Source organism: Scytonema sp. UIC 10036 (assembly GCF_009725235.1).
This window is the reverse complement of record NZ_WJFC01000004.1, coordinates 1-19,493: the sequence shown is the minus strand read 5'-3', so window position 1 is coordinate 19,493 and position 19,493 is coordinate 1. Positions and strand designations below refer to the sequence as shown.

The 19,493-nt window shown below is 42.3% G+C and carries 16 protein-coding genes, 2 tRNA genes and 2 pseudogenes; 9 read left to right on the top strand and 11 right to left on the bottom strand.

All coding sequences use genetic code 11. From position 1 onward, the window contains the following. Positions 1-117 precede the first annotated feature (117 nt). A complete protein-coding gene (locus tag F7734_RS03205) occupies positions 118-663 on the top strand; it encodes an EF-hand domain-containing protein (protein WP_155743361.1) in 546 nt (181 codons plus the stop codon). Positions 664-722: 59 nt separating this feature from the next. Here the strand turns inward: F7734_RS03205 and F7734_RS03200 are convergent. Then, positions 723-1,349 (bottom strand): annotated as a pseudogene (locus tag F7734_RS03200) (MBL fold metallo-hydrolase); the annotation flags it as partial. Between the two features lie 486 nt (positions 1,350-1,835). Between F7734_RS03200 and F7734_RS03195 the strand changes: the two are divergent. Next, positions 1,836-2,504 carry a class I SAM-dependent methyltransferase gene (locus F7734_RS03195; RefSeq protein ID WP_155743360.1) on the top strand — a complete coding sequence of 223 codons (669 nt, stop codon included), beginning with the start codon at positions 1,836-1,838 and terminating at the stop codon, positions 2,502-2,504. Positions 2,505-2,506: 2 nt separating this feature from the next. Here the strand turns inward: F7734_RS03195 and F7734_RS03190 are convergent, their stop codons facing one another. After that, a complete protein-coding gene (locus tag F7734_RS03190) occupies positions 2,507-3,397 on the bottom strand; it encodes a rhodanese-related sulfurtransferase (RefSeq protein ID WP_155743359.1) in 891 nt (296 codons plus the stop codon). Positions 3,398-3,482: 85 nt separating this feature from the next. On the opposite strand from F7734_RS03190, the gene F7734_RS03185 reads away from it, so the two are divergent. Next, positions 3,483-3,555, top strand: a tRNA-Ala gene (locus tag F7734_RS03185). A 45-nt stretch (positions 3,556-3,600) separates the two neighbouring features. Here F7734_RS03185 and F7734_RS03180 read toward each other — a convergent pair. From F7734_RS03180 to F7734_RS03170, 3 genes are all read right to left on the bottom strand, one after another. After that, complete coding sequence (locus F7734_RS03180; protein WP_155743358.1) at positions 3,601-3,990, bottom strand: 6-carboxytetrahydropterin synthase; 390 nt, start codon at positions 3,988-3,990, stop codon at positions 3,601-3,603. Continuing rightward, positions 3,983-4,372 carry an aspartyl protease family protein gene (locus tag F7734_RS03175; RefSeq protein ID WP_347566118.1) on the bottom strand — a complete coding sequence of 130 codons (390 nt, stop codon included), beginning with the start codon at positions 4,370-4,372 and terminating at the stop codon, positions 3,983-3,985. The genes F7734_RS03180 and F7734_RS03175 overlap by 8 nt, the downstream gene beginning before the upstream one ends. Before the next feature lie 124 nt (positions 4,373-4,496). Continuing rightward, positions 4,497-4,569: transfer RNA gene (locus F7734_RS03170), tRNA-Val, on the bottom strand. Positions 4,570-4,658: 89 nt separating this feature from the next. On the opposite strand from F7734_RS03170, the gene F7734_RS03165 reads away from it, so the two are divergent. Both F7734_RS03165 and mazG read left to right on the top strand, forming a co-directional pair. Then, a complete protein-coding gene (locus F7734_RS03165; RefSeq protein WP_155743357.1) occupies positions 4,659-5,279 on the top strand; it encodes a metal-binding protein in 621 nt (206 codons plus the stop codon). A 27-nt stretch (positions 5,280-5,306) separates the two neighbouring features. Next, positions 5,307-6,152, top strand: coding sequence for a nucleoside triphosphate pyrophosphohydrolase (gene mazG, locus F7734_RS03160; RefSeq protein ID WP_155743356.1), 846 nt, complete (start codon positions 5,307-5,309; stop codon positions 6,150-6,152). A 44-nt stretch (positions 6,153-6,196) separates the two neighbouring features. On the opposite strand, the gene F7734_RS03155 is transcribed toward mazG, so the two are convergent. Then, positions 6,197-7,669 carry an aldehyde dehydrogenase family protein gene (locus F7734_RS03155; RefSeq protein WP_155743355.1) on the bottom strand — a complete coding sequence of 491 codons (1,473 nt, stop codon included), beginning with the start codon at positions 7,667-7,669 and terminating at the stop codon, positions 6,197-6,199. 118 nt (positions 7,670-7,787) lie between these two features. Between F7734_RS03155 and F7734_RS03150 the strand changes: the two genes are divergently transcribed. Together F7734_RS03150 and F7734_RS03145 are read left to right on the top strand one after the other, a co-directional pair. Further along, the gene (locus F7734_RS03150; protein WP_155743354.1) at positions 7,788-9,077 is read left to right on the top strand and encodes a glutamate-5-semialdehyde dehydrogenase; all 1,290 of its coding nucleotides are present in this window, start codon (positions 7,788-7,790) and stop codon (positions 9,075-9,077) included. A 185-nt stretch (positions 9,078-9,262) separates the two neighbouring features. Continuing rightward, positions 9,263-11,788, top strand: a complete 2,526-nt coding sequence (locus F7734_RS03145; protein ID WP_155743353.1) for a PAS domain S-box protein — start codon at positions 9,263-9,265, stop codon at positions 11,786-11,788. Positions 11,789-12,011: 223 nt separating this feature from the next. On the opposite strand, the gene F7734_RS03140 is transcribed toward F7734_RS03145, so the two are convergent. The 5 genes from F7734_RS03140 to F7734_RS03120 all read right to left on the bottom strand — a co-directional run bounded on the left by F7734_RS03140 (position 12,012) and on the right by F7734_RS03120 (position 17,925). Then, on the bottom strand, positions 12,012-12,563 hold the full coding sequence (locus F7734_RS03140; protein ID WP_155743352.1) for a hypothetical protein: 552 nt from the start codon (positions 12,561-12,563) through the stop codon (positions 12,012-12,014). A gap of 77 nt (positions 12,564-12,640) precedes the next feature. Continuing rightward, complete coding sequence (locus tag F7734_RS03135; RefSeq protein WP_155743351.1) at positions 12,641-14,350, bottom strand: tetratricopeptide repeat protein; 1,710 nt, start codon at positions 14,348-14,350, stop codon at positions 12,641-12,643. 38 nt (positions 14,351-14,388) lie between these two features. Next, entirely contained in the window at positions 14,389-15,306 is a 918-nt protein-coding gene (locus F7734_RS03130; RefSeq protein ID WP_155743350.1) for a serine protease, read from the bottom strand. 87 nt (positions 15,307-15,393) lie between these two features. After that, positions 15,394-16,188 carry a COP23 domain-containing protein gene (locus F7734_RS03125; RefSeq protein WP_155743349.1) on the bottom strand — a complete coding sequence of 265 codons (795 nt, stop codon included), beginning with the start codon at positions 16,186-16,188 and terminating at the stop codon, positions 15,394-15,396. A 321-nt stretch (positions 16,189-16,509) separates the two neighbouring features. Continuing rightward, a complete protein-coding gene (locus tag F7734_RS03120; protein WP_155743348.1) occupies positions 16,510-17,925 on the bottom strand; it encodes an isochorismate synthase in 1,416 nt (471 codons plus the stop codon). Positions 17,926-18,203: 278 nt separating this feature from the next. Here F7734_RS03120 and menA point away from each other — a divergent pair, with 278 nt between their 5' ends. Further along, positions 18,204-19,103, top strand: coding sequence for a 2-carboxy-1,4-naphthoquinone phytyltransferase (gene menA / locus F7734_RS03115; RefSeq protein ID WP_155743347.1), 900 nt, complete (start codon positions 18,204-18,206; stop codon positions 19,101-19,103). A gap of 79 nt (positions 19,104-19,182) precedes the next feature. Then, positions 19,183-19,493: pseudogene (locus F7734_RS03110) on the top strand (o-succinylbenzoate synthase); the annotation flags it as partial.

Below are 19,493 nucleotides of genomic sequence, written 5' to 3'. Positions count from 1 at the left end.
ATCAACTCAAATTTGGTATTATTCCTAATGTTTATTAAAAGTTGGAAATTGTACCAAGTTTCTGGTATTCGTTGAAGTGAAAAAATAACTATTAGTTTTTGTCAAGGTGTCTAACTCATGATCGCTAAACTACTTAAGAGAAAATTGACAGTTCTTTTTCAAGGCTTAGATGTCGATAAAAACGGCTTTGTAGAGCGAGAAGACTTCGATCAAATTACTGCTAATTTTGCGCGGATACGTGGTTGGGAACCTGGTTCATCTGATTATGAAAATCTGCATAATCAGCTGATCTCAATGTGGGAAGATTACTGGATTGATGCCGATCTTAATAAAGACAACAAAGTTTCTTTAGATGAATTTATTGAAAGTTACAGTAAGCAATACGCTATAGATAAAGACTCTTCAGCAGCAGCTTGGCAAGAACCAATGGCGACTTTATTTGAAGTAATAGACATCAATGGTGATGAAAAAATTGCTTTAGAAGAATACAAGCAGTTGCTCACGGCATTTGGTTTTAATGCGACTGGGTACGAAGAAATTTTTCCAAAACTTGATACCAACGGTGATGGTTATATCTCCAAACAAGAGTATTTACAGCTGATAAAAGAATACTGTGGGGAGAACCCAGAAGCTACTGGTAACTTGTTTTATGGTTATTACTGATATTGCAAACAAATGTAGCGATATCGCCTTCAAGGCGATACGCGTAGCGGTGGGGAGGGTCAAATCTGATAGTCCCACATGGAAACTTTGCCACAAAATTGATTTGCAGGAACAGCTGCTAACATTTTCTTAGGATAGGGGAGATTTAAGTTATTCATGAGTTCAATAAACTGGTTGCGGCTGCGTCCCACAAACCGGGGGTTCCAAGATTTTTCTTCTCCGATGGTGGATACTGTTCGTCCTTGATAGTCATGACCGGGATACACTAAGGTGTCTTCTGGTAAAGCAAATAGTTTTTGAGTCACGACATCATATAACATTCCTGCATCACCGTTTTGAAAGTCGGTACGACCACAACCTCGGATAAACAAAGCATCTCCAGTTAACAAATACGTTCCATTTACTAGATATGCCATATGGCTGTCTGTATGTCCGGGAGTTGCGATCGCTTGAATTCTCACACTTCCTAATTCCAGTATCGCCCCATCTTTAGTGTAGTCATCAGCACCGATAGTTGCAGCTTTTTCAGGGACAATACTCAAACAGCCCGTCAACTCTCTCAATTTATCTCCTCCGGTGATGTGGTCTGCATGAATGTGGGTTTCCAGACAGTAGCGTAAAGTCAATCCCAGTTCTCGCAAGATTTGAAGGTCACGTTCGACTTGTTCCAACACAGAGTCTACCAGATTTGTTACGGAAATTTACCTCCGCTAATTGTCATGATTTTCTGACACAAACAAATAAAGAGTTTGCTCTTCTCTCTGCGCTCTCTGTGCCTCTGCGGTTAAATAAATTACTTTTCAACCGCAGAGACGCAGAGAGCGCAGAGGAAAGAGGAGTTATTTGTCATATAATGATTTACTCCCGAATCCCTATAAAATAACCGCTCTTCTACTCTTCTTTCTTCGTGTCCTTTGCGTCTTTGTGGTTCATTAAAACTTTATAATTTAAACAAGAATCCTATATATTAAGTAAGTTGATAAGCACAAATTAAAATATGTAACACAAAGTAAAATTTCTGTATTTTACTCGTAGTTGCGGTGCATGCGCTAAAGCGCAACTACAAGCCTAAAAGCATCCTACGTTTAATTTGTTTGAGCTACTGAAGTAAAAACAAAGCAGCCAGAAAATCCAATATAAAACCTTTCTACCGTCAGCCTTCTTCCAAAAATATGGCAAATCAAACACTAGGTCTCGAAAAAAATCTGTATGATTACTTATTATCAGTCTCCGTGCAAGAACCAGAAGTTTTAACACAACTGAGAGAAGAAACAGCCCAACACCCAATGAGCCAGATGCAAATTGCTCCAGAACAAGGACAGTTTATGGCTTTATTGGTTAAATTGATGGAGGCAAAAAGAACATTAGATATAGGGGTATTTACGGGGTATAGTGCGCTGGTTGTCGCTCTAGCATTACCACCAGACGGAAAAGTAGTGGCTTGTGATGTCAGTGAAGAGTATACAGCGATCGCTCGTCGTTACTGGCAAAAAGCAGGTGTGGCAGATAAAATAGACCTACACATTGCCCCTGCTATGGAGACATTAGATCGCCTGCGATCGCAAGGAGAAACTTTTGATTTTGCCTTCATTGATGCAGACAAAAGTAACTACGATAATTACTACGAGCAAGCTTTACAATTGATGCGTCCTGGTGGGTTAATTGCTATTGATAATGTTTTGTGGTCGGGAAGAGTTGCAGACCCTCAAGTGCAAGATAATAGAACAAATCGCATGCGTGCTTTTAATGAGAAATTGTATCAAGATTCAAGAGTCGCAATCAGTTTAGTACCAATTGCTGATGGTTTAACTTTGGCATTAAAAAAAATTGCTAATGGTTAATATTAGCAACCCCTCTTCTTCGCTAATTCTATCTGTCGCTGCTTTTCCATCTGACGTGCTTTTTTCTCCTCAGAAAGGGTATCAAAACAGTGAGGACAGGAAATACCTTCTTCATATTGAGGAGAAGTTTTGTCTGATTCAGCAATGGGATGTCCGCAACTCGAACACAAATCGTAAGTTCCCGGTTCTAAACCGTGACGAACAGCGATCCGTTCGTCAAAAACAAAACATTCACCTTCCCACAAACTCTCAGACTCTGGGACTTCTTCTAAGTATTTCAGAATTCCGCCTTTTAAGTGATAAACTTCTTCAAACCCCTGAGAAAGCATAAAGGAAGAGGCTTTTTCACAACGAATTCCACCGGTACAGAACAAAGCTACTTTTTTGTGTTTCTTGGGGTCTAGTTGATGAAAAACATATTCTGGAAATTCGCTGAATGACTTTGTATTGGGATTTTGCGCTTTTTGGAAAGTACCAATGCTCACCTCGTAGTCATTGCGCGTGTCGATAACGGTGACTTCTGGATCGTTTATGAGAGTATTCCAATCTTTGGGATCGACATAAGTGCCAACTTGTTCGTTTGGGTTTACCTCTGATAACCCAATGGTGACAATTTCTTTCTTCAGTCGCACTTTCATGCGTTGAAACGGTGGGGACTCTGCGTGTGATTCTTTGTGTTCCAAATCTGCCAAACGGGGATCGCTACGCAAAAAGGATAATACTGAATCGATCGCTTGACGAGAACCTGCGATCGTACCGTTAATGCCTTCTGGTGCTAGCAGAATCGTCCCTTTAATATCTTGTGCTTGACAAAAAGATAACAAAGGCTCTTGTTTCTCAGCAAAGTCTGGCAAACTAACAAATTTATAAAGTGCAGCAACGACTAAAGACATTTTTTCACGAATCCCCTTTCCGCAAACCAGGAATTTAAGCTATGATACTTCTGTTAGTGTAAATCACTTACACTTCCTATCTTAAGGGGGTATAGCTCAGTTGGTAGAGCGCCTGCTTTGCAAGCAGGATGTCAGGAGTTCGAGTCTCCTTACCTCCATAATCAGTGACCAGTGACCAGTGACCAGTAATTAGGGTTAGGTATCTAATCGTCTTCGTATTCTGCCCATGAGTTTGGAGTTTCGGAGACTGCTACTTTGAGTTGCACGCCGGGAGGTACTCTTTTTTTGGTTTCATCATAAATATACTTGGCAATCATCTCAGCCGTTGTTTCATACTCAGGTGGCATGACTTCATTGAGTACGCAGTGGTCAAGCCCTCCTTTTTTCACATCCTGTTTTGCCCAGCGCAAGGTTCTAAAATCAGCCACCATAACTTCATGGGGACAGTATTGCGAGGAGTGCAGTTTTGATGAAGTTGCATCAATTCTTACTTTGTAAGTATGACCGTGCAATCGACCACATGGTCCATCGTAGTCTCGGATGTAATGGGCGCTATCAAAAGTAAATTCAGTGACTAATTTCCACTTAGGCATTTTTATATCCTTTAATCATTGCCACCGGGTAATCGGGATTGGCAGGATTTGGTATCAATTGTTGATTTTTACAATCTACAACTAAATCCAATTTTTCTAAAATGACTTGACCGATTAGTACTTCGTTTCCCACAACAAGAGCTTCATCAACTGTTACGCGTCCCTCACACTCAATAATTACTGGTCCAGTTACGCCAATGGTTTCTTGATTTCCATGAACATATTGTGCATCTCTCTGGCCAATAATTCGTAACCCCAATTTTTCTACCATTTCTAGGGGAATAACCAAGGAAACTGCTCCTGTGTCTACTAATCCTGTCACTTCATTGTGGCGTAATAAATGCGGTGCTAGCAACCCGCGAACTACTAATTCTTCATCCACAGCATTTTTTAACTTGATTGGTACTCCAACTTCGTACCTTCCAAGAAAATCAATAACCTTTCCAGACTAACTTTCCAGTAATTCCCCAGTATTCTGGGAATGTACGGAACTATAATCATTGAAATGGGCAGTACAGGACTCGAACCTGTGACATCCTGCTTGTAAGGCAGGCGCTCTACCAACTGAGCTAACCGCCCGTTGCGGTTTCACTTACAAGAATTTATGTTAGCACATAGATTTTGAAAACGCGATAGTATTTTTGAGAAAATTTTTTTCACACATTCCTATGCCCTCTGGTCAGACTCACGATCGCATTACTCTATGGGCTTTGCCGTTTGTGACTGGGGTGACTTTCTGGCAAACCAAAAGCGGTAACCTGACACTACTAGTTGCAGGAGGGTTTTTGTTTGGGGGGCTGATGTTCGGTCCCGACTTAGATATTTACTCCCGTCACTACCAGCGCTGGGGATTTTTGCGTTTTATTTGGTTACCTTATCAAAAAAGCCTGCGACATCGGTCTTTCTTATCTCACGGACCTATTATTGGTACAACACTGCGAGTTATCTATCTCAGCACCTTGGTAGCTATCTTAGGGATTTTAGCTGTAGTCGTTGGCGACAAGCTGTGGAATATGCAGCTAGATTGGCAAATATTGCGTAAGAATACAGCAAACACGCTACTCAATTACTCTACAGAACTTCTAGCCCTGTTCTTTGGACTAGAAGTAGGCGCTATGAGTCATTCTTTAAGCGATTGGAGTGGTTCGGCATACAAGCGCGTGAAAAAGCAAGGAGTCAGTGGACTACTACCCCGTGGGAAAATGAAGAAAAGTAAAGTGAAAAGGGGGATAGGGGGACAAGGGGGACAAGGGGACAGGGAAGACAAGGGGACAAGGAAGAACAACTAACCACTAACCACTAACCACTAACCAATTATGAAAAATCCTGAAATATTGGCGGCTTTGCAAGAATTAATTGACGTGGTGGCAAAATTGCGATCGCCTGACGGAGGTTGTCCTTGGGATTTGGAACAAACTCCCCAGACACTGACACCATATGTAATAGAAGAAGCATATGAAGTTGTAGATGCTATCAACAGCGGAGATACAAACGCCATAGCTGAAGAATTGGGCGACTTACTGTTACAAGTGGTTTTGCAAGCTCAAATTGCTAGCGAATACCAACAATTTTCCTTGAAGGAAATTGCTGAAGGTATTTCACAAAAACTGATCCGCCGTCACCCTCATGTTTTTGGCGATCTTTCAGTGCAAAGTATTGATGAAGTGCGGCAAAATTGGGAAAAAATCAAAGCAGAAGAAAAAGGAGAACCCTCTCCCGATAACCAAAAACTCAGTCAGAAACTTCAAGGTTATACCCGTAAGTTACCCCCGTTGATGGCAACCATGAAGATTTCCCGCAAAGCAGCTGCGGTTGGGTTTGAGTGGGAAAATATTGATGGAGTTTGGGACAAGTTTAATGAGGAATTAGCAGAATTCAAAGAAGCTTTAGCCCACGAAACACCAGAAAGACAACAAGCTGAATTGGGTGATTTGTTGTTTTCTATCGTCCAACTTGCTCGCTGGAATAATCTCGATCCCAGCGAAGCTTTGCAAGGGACAAATAAGAAATTTATTCAGCGCTTAGAACAAATGGAGGGATTTGCCAATCGTCCTCTCTCCGATTACACCCTGGAAGAATTAGAAGCTCTTTGGCAACAGGCTAAAGCAGTCGAGCGACTGGGGACCGGGGACTGGGGACAAGGGGGACAAGGAGGAAGTTGAGTTCCTATCCTGTCTACCTTGTCTACCTTGTCCCCAATCCCCAATCACAATTTTATTGTCACCGTCTTAACCTCGGTGTATTGCTGCAAACCGTATTCGCCGAGTTCGCGCCCAATACCGGACTGCTTGAATCCGCCAAAAGGTGCAGCCGCGTCAAAAACGTCGTAGCAGTTAACCCAAACAGTACCCGCACGAACGTTGTTAGCTATGGCGTGTGCTTTGGTGATGTCTTTTGTCCAGACAGCAGCTGCTAGCCCATACATGGTGTTATTAGCTCGTTGAATGACTTCATCAATATCTTTAAATTTGATGATGCTCATCACCGGACCAAAGATTTCATCTCGCGCAATTTCCATGCTATCTTGCACATCAGCAAAAATTGTTGGGGCGATGAAGTAACCCTTGTCACCCACTTGGTTACCACCACACAACATTTGAGCACCGTCTCGCATTCCCGACTCTATGTAATGCATGACTTTGTTGAACTGCTCTTTATCTACCTGCGGACCTTGTTTGGTATTGAGGTCGAAGGGATTGCCAACAGTACGCTGTTTTGCTCGTTCGACACTCTTGGCTACGAACTCGTCATAACATTTTTCTTCAACAAATAGCCGCGAACCTGCAACACAGCACTGTCCCTGGTTAAAGAATAGAGCATTATGAGCACCTTCTATAGCCTCATTCATGTCAGCGTCGGCAAAGACTATATTGGGGCTTTTACCGCCAAGTTCTAGAGTCACGCGCTTGAGGTTACTCTTAGCAGCTGCTTCCATCACCAAATGCCCTACTTCAGTAGATCCAGTAAAGGCAACTTTGTCAATATCCATATGGTGGGAAATTGCGGCACCTGCTGTTGGTCCGTATCCTGAAAGAATATTCACAACACCAGGGGGGAAACCAGCTTCAATCATGAGTTCACCAAGTCGCAATGCTGACAATGGTGTTTGTTCGGCTGTTTTCATCACTACTGTATTGCCAGTTGCCAAAGCAGGTCCTAACTTCCAAGCCTGCATGAGCAGTGGAAAGTTCCAAGGAATAATTTGACCTACCACACCTACTGGCTCGTGACGAGTGTAGCAAAAGTAAGGACCATTAATGGGGATAGTCTTACCCTGTACTTTATCAGCCCATCCTGCAAAGTAGCGATAGCAGGCGATAACCAATGGTAGGTCAGCGTTCATGGACTCTGAAATGGGCTTACCATTGTCTAATGTCTCTAACTGGGCTAGCTCTTCTTTGTTCTGTTCGATTAAGTCAGCCAGTTTATAAAGTAACTCGCCGCGACGAGTGGCGGACATCTTACGCCATTCTCCACTGTTGAAAGCAGCACGAGCAGCGTGTACTGCCTTATCTACATCTGCTGCATCCGCTTCTGCTACACTGCATATCGTTTCACCCGTGGCAGGGTTAATTGTTTCAAAACGCTTACCGCTAACACTTTCTACCCACTCGTTATTAATCAGCAGATTGGTTGGACCGATTTTGACCTGGTTTTCCAGTTTGAGTGCCGTAACCATCTGACCCTCCTATAAGCTAAGCTTTTATTTAAGGATGTGTTTAAATCTACTTAATATGTTGCTTGATACGCGTGGTATCAGGTGGCTTTCTTTATGTAATTTTATAGTTTGCTTTACAATGGAAAACTTAATTGCAGTTGCTCAAAAAACAAGACGGGCTGCACTCAAATTAGCAGTGCTTTCGACAGAGGCAAAAAATCAAGCAATAGAGGCGATCGCACAAGCTTTAGAATCGGCAAAAGATGAGATTTTACAAGCAAATATTGCTGATTGTGAAAACTCACTTGCGGAGGGAATTGCCGAACCTCTCTACAAACGTCTTAAGTTAGACGAACATAAGTTAAGAGATGCGATCGCGGGCGTTAGAGATGTGGGTAAACTAGCCGATCCCGTAGGTAACGTACAAATTCACCGCGAAATCGATACAGGTTTAATCCTCAAACGAGTAACTTGTCCTTTAGGAGTACTGGGCATTATTTTTGAAGCACGTCCGGAAGCAGCGATTCAAATTGTTTCCCTAGCTATCAAATCAGGGAATGGCGTTATTCTTAAAGCTGGAAAAGAAGCCGTTCGTTCTTGTGAAGCAATAGTTAAAGCAATTAAACAAGGATTATCTCAAACTGCAGTCAATCCAGATGCAGTTCAGTTGTTAACAACAAGAGAAGAAATCTTGCAACTTTTGAAGTTAGATAAATATGTAGATTTAATTATTCCCAGAGGTTCTAACTCCTTTGTCCGTTTTGTCCAGGACAATACGCGCATTCCAGTCCTCGGTCATGCTGATGGGGTTTGTCATCTTTATATAGATAAAGCCGCAGACTTAGAAAAAGCTCTTGCCATTACAATTGACGCAAAAACGAACTATCCTGCTGCTTGTAATGCAATTGAAACTTTACTCGTTCATGCCAATATTGCCCCAAAAGTACTACCACAGATAGGTGAAGCTTTGCAACAACTTAAGGTTGAATTAAGAGGAGATGAACGTACTTGCCAAATTCTACCCAATATCAAAGAAGCAACCGAGCAAGACTGGGAGACAGAGTACACCGCTCTGATTTTATCAATTAAGCTCGTGGATTCTTTAGAAGAAGCAATTGCTCATATAAATGAGTATGGTTCCAAACACACGGATGGAATTGTTTCTGAAGATGAAGAAGCTGCTGAAACGTTCCTGGCATTGGTAAACGCAGCTGGAGTTTACCACAACTGTTCCACCCGCTTTGCTGATGGCTTCCGTTATGGTTTTGGTGCAGAAGTTGGAATTAGCACTCAACAAATGCCGCCTCGCGGTCCTGTGGGTTTAGAAGGTTTGGTGACTTACAAATATCAAATGAGCGGTAACGGTCATATTGCGGCTACTTACACGGGAGCAAACGCTAAATCCTTTACCCATCGGGATTTGCTATAACAGTGACCAGTGACTAGTGACCAGTTAATCCCCATACTGAAAAGTAGGGGATTTGAATTATGAAGCATTTTCTTTTTTTCTATAGATAAATTTATAAACCCATGGGGTGGGTATTGCCCACCTAAGAATTTTTAATTATTCTGGAAATTAAGTTTCAATAAGCCTTGGTGTAAGTTGTCAATGCAATGAGAGATGAAAACAAGACAAAAGAGCAACTGATTCAAGAAATAGCTGAACTGCGACAACAGGTTTGTCGTTTAGAAACATTAGCAACTCAACAGCAGCAAGCAGAAAAGGCATTGTACGAACACACCCAACGACAAGTACAAAGAGAGCAAGCACTCAATCGAGTTATTCAAAGCATCCGCAATTCTTTAGACATAAAAACAATTTTTTCCACAGCGGCGCGTGAAATTGCCCACCTCGTTCAAGCTGACCGAGCAGAAATTGTACAATATTTATCAGAACGGCAATTGTGGTTAAATGTAACAGACTACCGCAAAAATCTAGAGTTACCAAGTGCTTTGGGATTAGAGATTCCCGATATCGGTAATGAAGTTGCAGCTCGACTCAAACGATTGGAAGTTGTTGTGATTGAAGATGCAACCACTTATCCAGACGAAATCAACCGCAATTTTGCTCAAACGTATTCTGGAGCTTGGTTGCTTGTACCATTGCACGTTAACTCTTCAGTTTGGGGTAGTCTCAGCGTAATACGCACTCACCAATCTTCCCCTTGGCAGCAGGAAGATGTAGAGTTAACATGTGCTGTCGCTGACCAATTAGCGATCGCCATACAGCAATCAACCCTCTACGAACAAGTACAAAGCGAACTAGTCGAACGCAAACGAGCAGAAGCAGCAATTTACTTTCAAGCGCATTTATTATCAACAGTAGAACAAGCAGTCATTGCCACCGATCTAGATGGAATAATTATTTATTGGAATCGTTTTGCAGAAACTTTATACGGTTGGTCGGCACAAGAGGTCATTGGTCAAAATATTATGGATATTGTCTTGACTAATACTTCACGAGAGCAAGGAATTGAAATTATGTCTGACTTGCAGCAAGGTAAAAGTTGGTCAGGCGAATTTCTAGTTCAGCATCGGGATGGGACTCCTTTCAGTGTGCTAGTTACTGACTCTCCAATTTACAATGACCAAGGAGTATTAATCGGAATTGTTGGTGTTTCTGTTGATATTACCGAACGCAAACAAACAGAAGAGAAGATCCGCCAACAAGCTGCGTTGCTTGATATTGCCACAGATGCTATTTTAGTTCGAGACTTAAACCACAAAATTCTATTTTGGAACAAAAGTGCCGAGCGTCTTTACGGTTGGAAAGCACAAGAAGCTTTGGAACAGAATGCTCAAAATTTGTTATACAGAGAAATACTGCCACAACTACAAGAAGCGCTACATCAAGTTAACAAGACAGGCGAGTGGTATGGTGAATTGAACAAAGTCCGAAAAGATGGTAAAGAAATCATCGTAGAAAGCCGATGGACACTTGTGCGCGATGAAAATGGCAACCCAAAATCAATCCTTACTGTTGACACCGACATTACAGAAAAAAAACAACTTCAAACTCAGTTTCTTCGCGCTCAGCGATTGGAAAGTCTTGGCACACTGGCTAGCGGTATTGCCCACGACCTCAATAATATATTGTCTCCCATTCTCCTATCAGCTCAAATTTTACAAATAAAACTGGGTAATGAACAGCACCATCAGCTACTCGAAACTTTAGAAATTAATACTCAACGTGGTGCTGATTTAGTCAAGCAAGTGCTTTCCTTTGCGCGTGGTGTTGAAGGTCAGCGCACGGTGTTACAGATGAAGCACTTGATCGTGGAAATTCAGCAATTTGCCAAACAGACATTTCCGAAATCTATTCAATTTATGTGTAAAATAGCACCAAAATTGTGGACTGTATGTGGAGATGCAACACAACTCTATCAGATATTGATGAACTTAGTTATCAATTCTCGTGATGCGATGCCCAAAGGTGGTATTTTAGATATTTCTGCTGAGAATTTTTTGATTGACGAAAACTATGCCAAGATGAATCTTGAGGCAACTGTTGGACCCCACATTGTTATCTCTGTTAGAGATACAGGCATAGGTATGTCACCTGAAATATTGGATAGAATTTTTGAACCTTTTTTCACCACCAAAGCAGTTGGACAAGGAACGGGATTGGGTCTTTCAACTGTGCTTGGTATTGTAAAAAGTCATGGTGGGTTTATCAATGTTTCTAGTTCTGTGGGTAAAGGAACAGAATTTCAAGTTTTTTTAAAAGCCGTGATGGAAAATGAAACCCAGTCAATAGACAATTTGGAACTACCAACAGGGAATGGAGAACTAATTTTGGTGGTAGATGACGAAGCAAAAATCCGAGAAATTACCAGAACAACGTTGGAAAATTATAACTATAAAGTCCTTATTGCTAGTGATGGTATTGAAGCTATTTCATTGTATGCTCAAAATGTATCTGATATTTGCGTGGTTTTATTAGATATGATGATGCCAACTATGGATGGCTTTACCACGATCCAAACCCTGAAAAAAATCAACCCATTTGTCAAAATTATGGCAACTAGCGGTCTTCGCGAAAATCAGCCACTTGCGGAATCTTTTGGTGTTCAGAAGTTTTTGTCCAAGCCATATACGGTTAAGCAGTTGTTGGAAATGTTACAAAGTTTTCTTCATTAACTGGCGCTGTCAACTACCTACACCAACCCCTTGCAGCAGATTTCAACTTGGTGAGGTACGAAAATTACCCCCCTCTGTCCCCCCGATGCAAAGGGGGGATGAAAGGGGGGATGTACCTCATTCAGATGCAAAGCGCTGTAACTATTCATGTGTACAACACTAACAAAAATAATCAAATTTCATAATTTATGCGAATACATCTTTTTTGTCCAAAGTCCACAACTTAGTAAGCAGGCATTCCATTGGGTACAGATGCTGGAGAAACAGGACCAACATACTGCATCTTTACTGGCGAACATTGTTCTGTACTGTTACAACTTTTAGCACTCCAGCCTTCCAAATTACGTGCAGGCTGGATCAAAAAAGTATTGGGAATGTAAGAAGCAATCGGCATATTCGTTCCAGCATAAACGGCATTTTGCCCCGATAAAATAATTTGATTGCCATTAGCCTGAAGCCCTATTCTTTCTTGCACAACATCGCTCTGACCGTTGGAATAGCGAACATTAACGGTCATTGTGCCAGAATTACCCGTTACAGTTAGGAGAGCATCAAAAGAATTCCCATTCGTGCGCCACTGGAGTTTCCAAATCCCATCTATAGGAAATACTGTGGGAGGAGGATAAGCAGAAAAACTAGATGGCGGAAAAGATTGAGCGATCGCCATTGGAAGAGATCCTGCGGTACCAAGCACTGATACAAAAGTAAAGGTGCAGATTGTTGTACCCAGTCGTATCCATCTGGTACAAATTTGTTTCAGGTGTTTAGTTTTCACAACTTTTTGTGTCTTTTTTGGAGGAATGCCATCAGAGGTATGTAAAGAGATTCGATGGAATATTTGTACACCTATTGCTAAATAGGTCCATCGATTGTGCCATCAGGAGTTTCACCACCCGGTTGTCCGTATGGTTGACTGGGAGGGAGAGTAGCAGGTGATGACTGTAAGCGTTGGATGGTATATATTGCTTTTTGGTAATTAGCAGTGTCGTTGGCTTGCTGGAATAAACTGGCAGATCGTTGTAAATCTTCCAATGCGCCTTGACGATCGCCCGAATCGCGTCGGAACACGCCGCGACGGAAAAGGGCAATGCTATGATTGGGGTCGTAACTCAGCAGCGCGTTCAAATCCTGAATAGCTGCAGGTAATTGTCCCAGACGGCGCAGGAGTACCGAGCGGTTGAGGTAGGCGTCGCTAAACCTTGGATTGAGAGCGAGAACTTGAGTGAAATCAGCGACAGCTCCTTGGCGATCGTTAAACATGGTACGAGCTAGTGCCCGATTGTAGTAAGACTGAGGTGCGTTAGGTGCAAGCCGAACAACTTGGTCGAAATCGGCAAACGTTCTTTGAGCATCTTTTAAACTGCGGAAGATAGACCCCCGGCTGTAGTAAGCCAAAATATCGTAAGGATCGAAACGCAGGACAACGGTGAAATCTTCAATTGCACCTTGCTTATCACCTAAATAATACCGCGCTACCCCTCTGTTGTAATAAGCGCTGGTGTTATTAGGGTTAAAGCGAATTGCCTCGTTATAGTCAGCGATTGCACCTTGTTTATCGCCCATCTTGTAACGAGCATTGCCGCGATTGTAATAAGCAATGCTATTGTTAGGGTCGAGAGCAATTGCTTTGCTGAAATCCTGGATCGCTGCAGCGCTATTACCCTGCTGGGACAGCCCTCGTGCTATGTAACTGCTAGAATCGTTAGGATTTTTCATCCGTTCTTGGGGATTGTCTGTACTTGGTGAACTGTCTATCTTCAATCCCGTCAGTCCAACCTGCTGAGACAGAGCGATCGCGGTATCAATCGGAATGGCTGCAGTAATTCCCGGTCTAATAGTTGTGTTTAATTGTTCCCCTGATTGGAGTTGCTTAACATCCGTTTCAGTATCAGCCTTACCGTGAACTCCAATCACTTTACCATCCACATCAAACACCGGACCTCCACTCATCCCACCTGCTGTTGAAGCCGTGTATTGCAACGAGTAACCACCATCGCTCAAAGTTGTATCCTTAGATTGCCAAACTGTCCCCGATTGAAAATCATAGACGCGATTTTCAGCAATTCTGTTTAAATCATTGTTAACTGGATAACCAAAAACAAACATTTGAGTCCCTAGCCGTGCTTGATTGGGGCTTTTTAATTCCGCAACTGGATAGTTTTTATCACTAGTAAAACTCAATAAGGCTAGATCGTTACTCCCTTTAGTGTTAGTTCCTAGACTTTTAATACTACCAGGGTTAATAGAATAAGATAGTCCATCGCTAGTGCGAATTCTAGTTGGTTGAGGCCCACCAGATGGATTAATAACATGGTTGCAAGTGAGCACGATGTAAGTGTTTCCCTCGCGCTTGATAATAAACCCAGAACCATCGCTGGCTTGACCTGGACCCAGCCCAGGTGGTCTGTTTACTTGCACGGTAACAGTGTTAGCATACTCAGCAATTTCTTGACGAGATTTAGCACTCCAAGCTGTCGATTGAAAGATGACTATTGCTGCAATGCAGGCAGTTCCACCTATTACTGTATAAGGAAAATTAGAGCGAAAAAAGTTTAAGTTCATAGAGCGGTAAGTTATAAATAAAGAATAGTAGAAACCAGTTAATAACTACCTTGAATCAAGTGAGTGGGTTGCCCAAATAATTGTTGAAACTTAGCAATTGGAATAGCCCAACTTAAAGCTTGCATTTGCTCAAATAAAGCCTGACTTGGCATTGTGCTATCTGCAAAAATAAAGGCGGTAATACCTTGAATGGGATATTTTAAACCCCCATTAATCGCAATTAAGTGGCCATATCGATCTAAAACCGGACCCCCACTCATTCCAGGTTCAATCTGATTGGTGTAACCAAGTTGATACCCTTGTTGCAAAGATTGCCTGGGTAGCATTCCAATATAGCCTTGAGTTAATTCAAAGGCTTGTAAACCCCAATTGCGCGTATCGGCAAGGGTGTTAGCATTAATGACACGCCAACTGGGAAAACCCGAAGCATAAACAATTTCACCAACGGATAGGATGTTAGAGTTACCCATCACTGCAACTTGGTAAAGGCGATGGCTGCTAAATTGCATCAAGGCTAAATCGTAATTGCCCAACTGAGCAGAATGCAGCCAAACACCTGTATGGGTAATACCATCTGCCGTTAAAATGGTGTAGCGATCTCCTCCGACTTGAGCCACCACATGAGCGTTTGTAAGTACTGTGTAAGTTTGTCCTTGATGTCCGACAATGACGCCCGAACCAGTCCCTTGCTCACCTAAAATTCTCACCGTTACCGATCTGGCGATCGCTGAGACTGGTTCGGGAACACGTGCTATCGTATCTGGATACTGAGCAATTGCCTGAGGAATTTGATGCAATTGAGGTTTAGTATTCGTGATAGCTCGATTAGCTGCTAGAGAAGGTGATACTAAGGAGACACCAGAAGATATAGCTATTGCTCCCAAGTGAACAACCCACAAACAGACTGGACTAAAAAAGAATGCTCGTAAACCAACTTTGTTATTTTCCACAGGCATTTCAGAAGCAGAAGATTTCTATGACCTCATATATAGAGACGTTGTAAACGACATAAAATGCCAACGTCTCTGTATAAGTTGCTGAAGCTAGATAGCGCCGCCACCTGTTGCTGCTCCTGGATTTGGACTAGAGTTTCCAGGATTGGGGACAGTATAATTTCCAGGATTGGGGGTAGTAGGCATGCCTCCAGATTCATTAGCTAATTGATTGACGGCTTCCTCTAAGCCCACAGCCGTAGGGATAATTTCTTCCTCGCCAGGTACAGCGCCCGTGTAGCCAGTGCTTTCAACGACATTTGTACCAGCACCCCGTTGACCAAACCGGACAATACGGGCTAAAACATTGCCCGGATTGCGAGCATTTTCGCCTCTAATTAAGGTCATAATCACATTATTGGGGTTGCAGCTTTCGGCGGTGTTCACAAAACAAATCACGCTGTAACCATTGACCTTCCCAGTGGTCAGCAGCAAGTTACTCAACTTGCCCCCGTTTTGCGCTACTGTCACTGTCATTCGCTGTGAAACCATTTGACACCGTTGTTGGGGTGACATATCAGCACTTGCCGTTTGCCAAATGATTAGAGGTGATGGCAAAATCCGACCGTTGACTTGAACGAGCGTAGCAGGCGAGTTTCCTACTTGACCGCATACAAAGGAGGTTGACGTCGTTGGTGGCGGATAGTAAGGGTTACCAGCAGGGGGTACAGTTCCAGGATAGTAAGGGTTACCAGCAGGGGGTACAGTTCCAGGATAGATGGGGTTATTAGCAGGGGGTACAGTTCCGGGGTAATTACCAGGATATTGTGCCATTGCTGGAGATACGGCAGCACTAGAAAGCGCCACCGCACTCACCAAAAGTTGAGCGGCTAACTTGAATTTCATAAATAAATCCTTATAGATGGAGTTGGTGAATTTTCTAGGAGTCAGGCCAAAAAAAATGAACCCTGCTCTATGTCAAGAGAAGCTGCAAGTGTAATAATTGCAAACGGATTTGTACCTGCCTTCCGATAGAGGAATCCTTTTATACTGGCATTGATGATTTTGTATTTGGTTTAGAAATAATAAAGAATTGTATGAAGAGTTGCTAAACACTTACGTAACGAATCAAAAGGTATGTATTTAAATCAAACTCAACTCCTACTGAGCTATAAGACAGATAATTTGTTTTCGGGTTCCTACCTAGAAGGTGGGAACGCAAAATGCTTAGACTAACGCTCTTAACAAAGCTTGTAACTTGAGCTGAACCTCTGCAAGTTCCTTGTCAGGATCGGAACCGGCAACAATACCAGCACCCGCATACAGCCTAGCGCGATCGCCGTCTATAAGAGCTGAACGAATTCCCACAATAAACTCGCAGTTTCCTTCAGAGTCCACCCAACCCAATGGTGCTGCATACAATCCTCTTTCAAAGTTTTCATAACGGCGAATTTCTCGACAAGCAATTTCTCGAGATGCACCTGCAACGGCTGGTGTTGGATGCAATTGCGCGACTATCCTTAAAGGGTGTACGTTATGAGGAACTGTCGCATTTATGGGAGTCCATAGGTGCTGAATGTTAGACAGTTGTCGCAAGCGAGGTTTTAACACTTGGGGTAATAAACCCAATTGCGACAGCCGTTGTGTAATAAAATCAATCACTAGAGAGTGTTCGTGCCTTTCTTTTACACTGCTTAGCAAGCGACTGGCATTCACAGCATCTTCAGCTGGTGTTTTACCCCGTGGTGCAGAACCCGCTAAAGCATCAGCCATTAATTGCTGCTTGTCAATGCCGATCAAACGTTCCGGACTTGCTCCTATAAAGTTCTGTCCTTTTCCATTACTGATAGAAAAGATGCAGCAATTGGAGTGTAGCTGTCGTAGATTATTTAAAGATTGTAATAAGTTAAATCGAATATTGGCTCTAACATCTAGTGCATCTGCTAAGACAACTTTCCTGAGACGATTTGACTGAATACTTTCCAAAGCTCCCAACACCGAACGCTTAAATTGCTCTGGATTAGCCACATATTTTTGCCTAAATTTTGGCTGTGTTATCTTTAAAGGTGGAAAGCTATATTCTAGAGAATTAATAGTTTCAAGCTGGCTCCACAAAACCTGTAATATTTTCTGAATATCCACACTAGCGTTGATAGGTATATTGGCAACAAATGTGGATCGATTGTTTTTAACAGCGACTTGCCAACGGGGAAGAAAAACAGTAGCAGATGGAAATGGATAATCAGCTTGACTGGATTCTTCAAAGAAACTAAAACTACATAAGAACTGAGGTTTAGAAAAAGCTTGCTCTATTTCCGAAAAACAAATGGTTCTCTCCAGACAATCTTTGATAAAATCTTCTGACTCCTTGAATCGGTTTTTGCCTGTTATTTCTAATTTCGCAGCAGCATCAAAAGACGCGATCGCTTCTTTTTTGCTTTTATTCTCCCAATAAAAACTAACTTGCTGGGGTTGAGCCAGTTTACCAAGTACAACCAGAGGATCGACTGGGTCAATCTCTATCGAAACACTAGCAATTTGGGTGCAATTCCTCCTTAGGCAATTTTGCTGAATTGCCCAAAGAAAGTGGTATAGCTCCTTATTGTATACAAAAAAGTCAGCGCGACATTGTGAAACTGTCATGAGCTAAAAATAGTAAATTTTTTTGAAGTTATCTTCCAAAAGAGTCATAAATCATGGTCGTATTTCTACAGGTAACACAAACAGACCCTTTTAACCAGAGTGAGTTTTGCAAAGTTGTAGTTTTGCAAAAACTTGCCTGCAATGTCCAGTTTCTGCTGTAATTTGAGACTGGGACAAAAAGTGGCAACTTTTGAGTTGTTACCCGCATAGAGTATATTTCCAAACCCTAAAATTTTTTGGGATTGGGAAGTGCTGGCAATTTTAGTAAATCGCGACTAATGACTACAAAGCTGATTTCTTATCCCAACAATAAGTTATGGATGGCGGCGCTAAAACCGCCGATGTACAGCGTTGCTATTATGCCCATCTGGGTGGGTACGGCTGTTGCTTTTTCTGAAACGAAGATTTTTCATGGAGCAGTTTTTTCTGCCTTTGTAGCTGCTGCAATTTGTATCCTGGCTTGGGAAAATCTCAGTAATGATGTCTTTGATTCAGAAACAGGTATTGATAAAAATAAACACCATTCTTTAGTAAACTTGACTGGCAATAAAACCCTCATCTTCTGGGTGGGAAACTTATTTTTGGTTCTGGGTTTACTAGGAATATTAGGAATAGCTTGGTGGCAACAAGATTTAACCGTAATAGGAATAATCTTGCTGTGCTGTGGTTTGGGCTATATGTATCAAGGACCTCCCTTCCGTCTAGGATATCAGGGTTTGGGGGAAATCATTTGCTTTTTTGCCTTCGGGCCGTTGGCCGTATCCGCCGCATACTACAGTCAAACAGCGAATTGGTCATGGCGGGCGTTGGTAGCTTCGGTAGTCGTTGGAATTGCCACGAGTTTAATTTTGTTCTGTTCTCACTTCCATCAAGTGAAGGACGACATAGCCGCAGGTAAGCGTTCTCCAATTGTCCGTTTGGGTACGAAAACAGGAGCCGAACTCTTACAGTGGTTTACAGGCAGCATTTACGCATTAACTTTCATCGGTGTGCTTTGGGGAATTTTTCCAACTTGGACTTTACTCAGTTGGATCGGTTTACCCTTTGCTCGCAAATTATGTCACCACGTCCAGACAAACCACAACCAACCAGATAAAGTAAATAATTGTAAATTTATTGCTGTATCAGTCCATTTTTGGAGTTGCTTGCTATTTGGGTTAGGGTTTGTATTTGGTTAGTTGCTAATTGCTAATTGCTGATTGTTAGCCATTAGCCATTAGCCATTAGCCATTAGCCATTAGCCATTAGCAATTAACAATGTATTACCAATTTCAGTTTCGTCCCTATCAAAGGAAATTTGTGCGATCGCTAACTACAAGTCATGGTGTTTGGGATACTCGCAAAGGTATAATCCTGAAACTCACAGATGATTTGGGCAGAGTGGGTTGGGGCGAAATTGCACCCATCAGTTGGTTTGGTTCTGAAAACCTGGAGCAAGCTCTTTTGTTCTGTCGCCAGTTACCAGAGACAGTAACAGACGAAACAATTTTCTCGATTCCTGACGAGTTACCCGCTTGTCAATTTGGTTTTGAGTCAGCTTTTTGGGGATTGGGGACTGGGGACAAGGG

Coding starts and splice junctions, on each gene's coding strand:
- F7734_RS03205 (WP_155743361.1), top strand. CDS start 118: ATGATCGCTAAACTACTTAAGAGAAAATTGACAGTTCTTTTTCAAGGC.
- F7734_RS03195 (WP_155743360.1), top strand. CDS start 1,836: ATGGCAAATCAAACACTAGGTCTCGAAAAAAATCTGTATGATTACTTA.
- F7734_RS03190 (WP_155743359.1), bottom strand. CDS start 3,397: ATGTCTTTAGTCGTTGCTGCACTTTATAAATTTGTTAGTTTGCCAGAC.
- F7734_RS03180 (WP_155743358.1), bottom strand. CDS start 3,990: ATGCCTAAGTGGAAATTAGTCACTGAATTTACTTTTGATAGCGCCCAT.
- F7734_RS03165 (WP_155743357.1), top strand. CDS start 4,659: ATGCCCTCTGGTCAGACTCACGATCGCATTACTCTATGGGCTTTGCCG.
- mazG (WP_155743356.1), top strand. CDS start 5,307: ATGAAAAATCCTGAAATATTGGCGGCTTTGCAAGAATTAATTGACGTG.
- F7734_RS03155 (WP_155743355.1), bottom strand. CDS start 7,669: ATGGTTACGGCACTCAAACTGGAAAACCAGGTCAAAATCGGTCCAACC.
- F7734_RS03150 (WP_155743354.1), top strand. CDS start 7,788: ATGGAAAACTTAATTGCAGTTGCTCAAAAAACAAGACGGGCTGCACTC.
- F7734_RS03145 (WP_155743353.1), top strand. CDS start 9,263: ATGAGAGATGAAAACAAGACAAAAGAGCAACTGATTCAAGAAATAGCT.
- F7734_RS03135 (WP_155743351.1), bottom strand. CDS start 14,350: ATGAACTTAAACTTTTTTCGCTCTAATTTTCCTTATACAGTAATAGGT.
- F7734_RS03130 (WP_155743350.1), bottom strand. CDS start 15,306: ATGCCTGTGGAAAATAACAAAGTTGGTTTACGAGCATTCTTTTTTAGT.
- F7734_RS03125 (WP_155743349.1), bottom strand. CDS start 16,188: ATGAAATTCAAGTTAGCCGCTCAACTTTTGGTGAGTGCGGTGGCGCTT.
- F7734_RS03120 (WP_155743348.1), bottom strand. CDS start 17,925: ATGACAGTTTCACAATGTCGCGCTGACTTTTTTGTATACAATAAGGAG.
- menA (WP_155743347.1), top strand. CDS start 18,204: ATGACTACAAAGCTGATTTCTTATCCCAACAATAAGTTATGGATGGCG.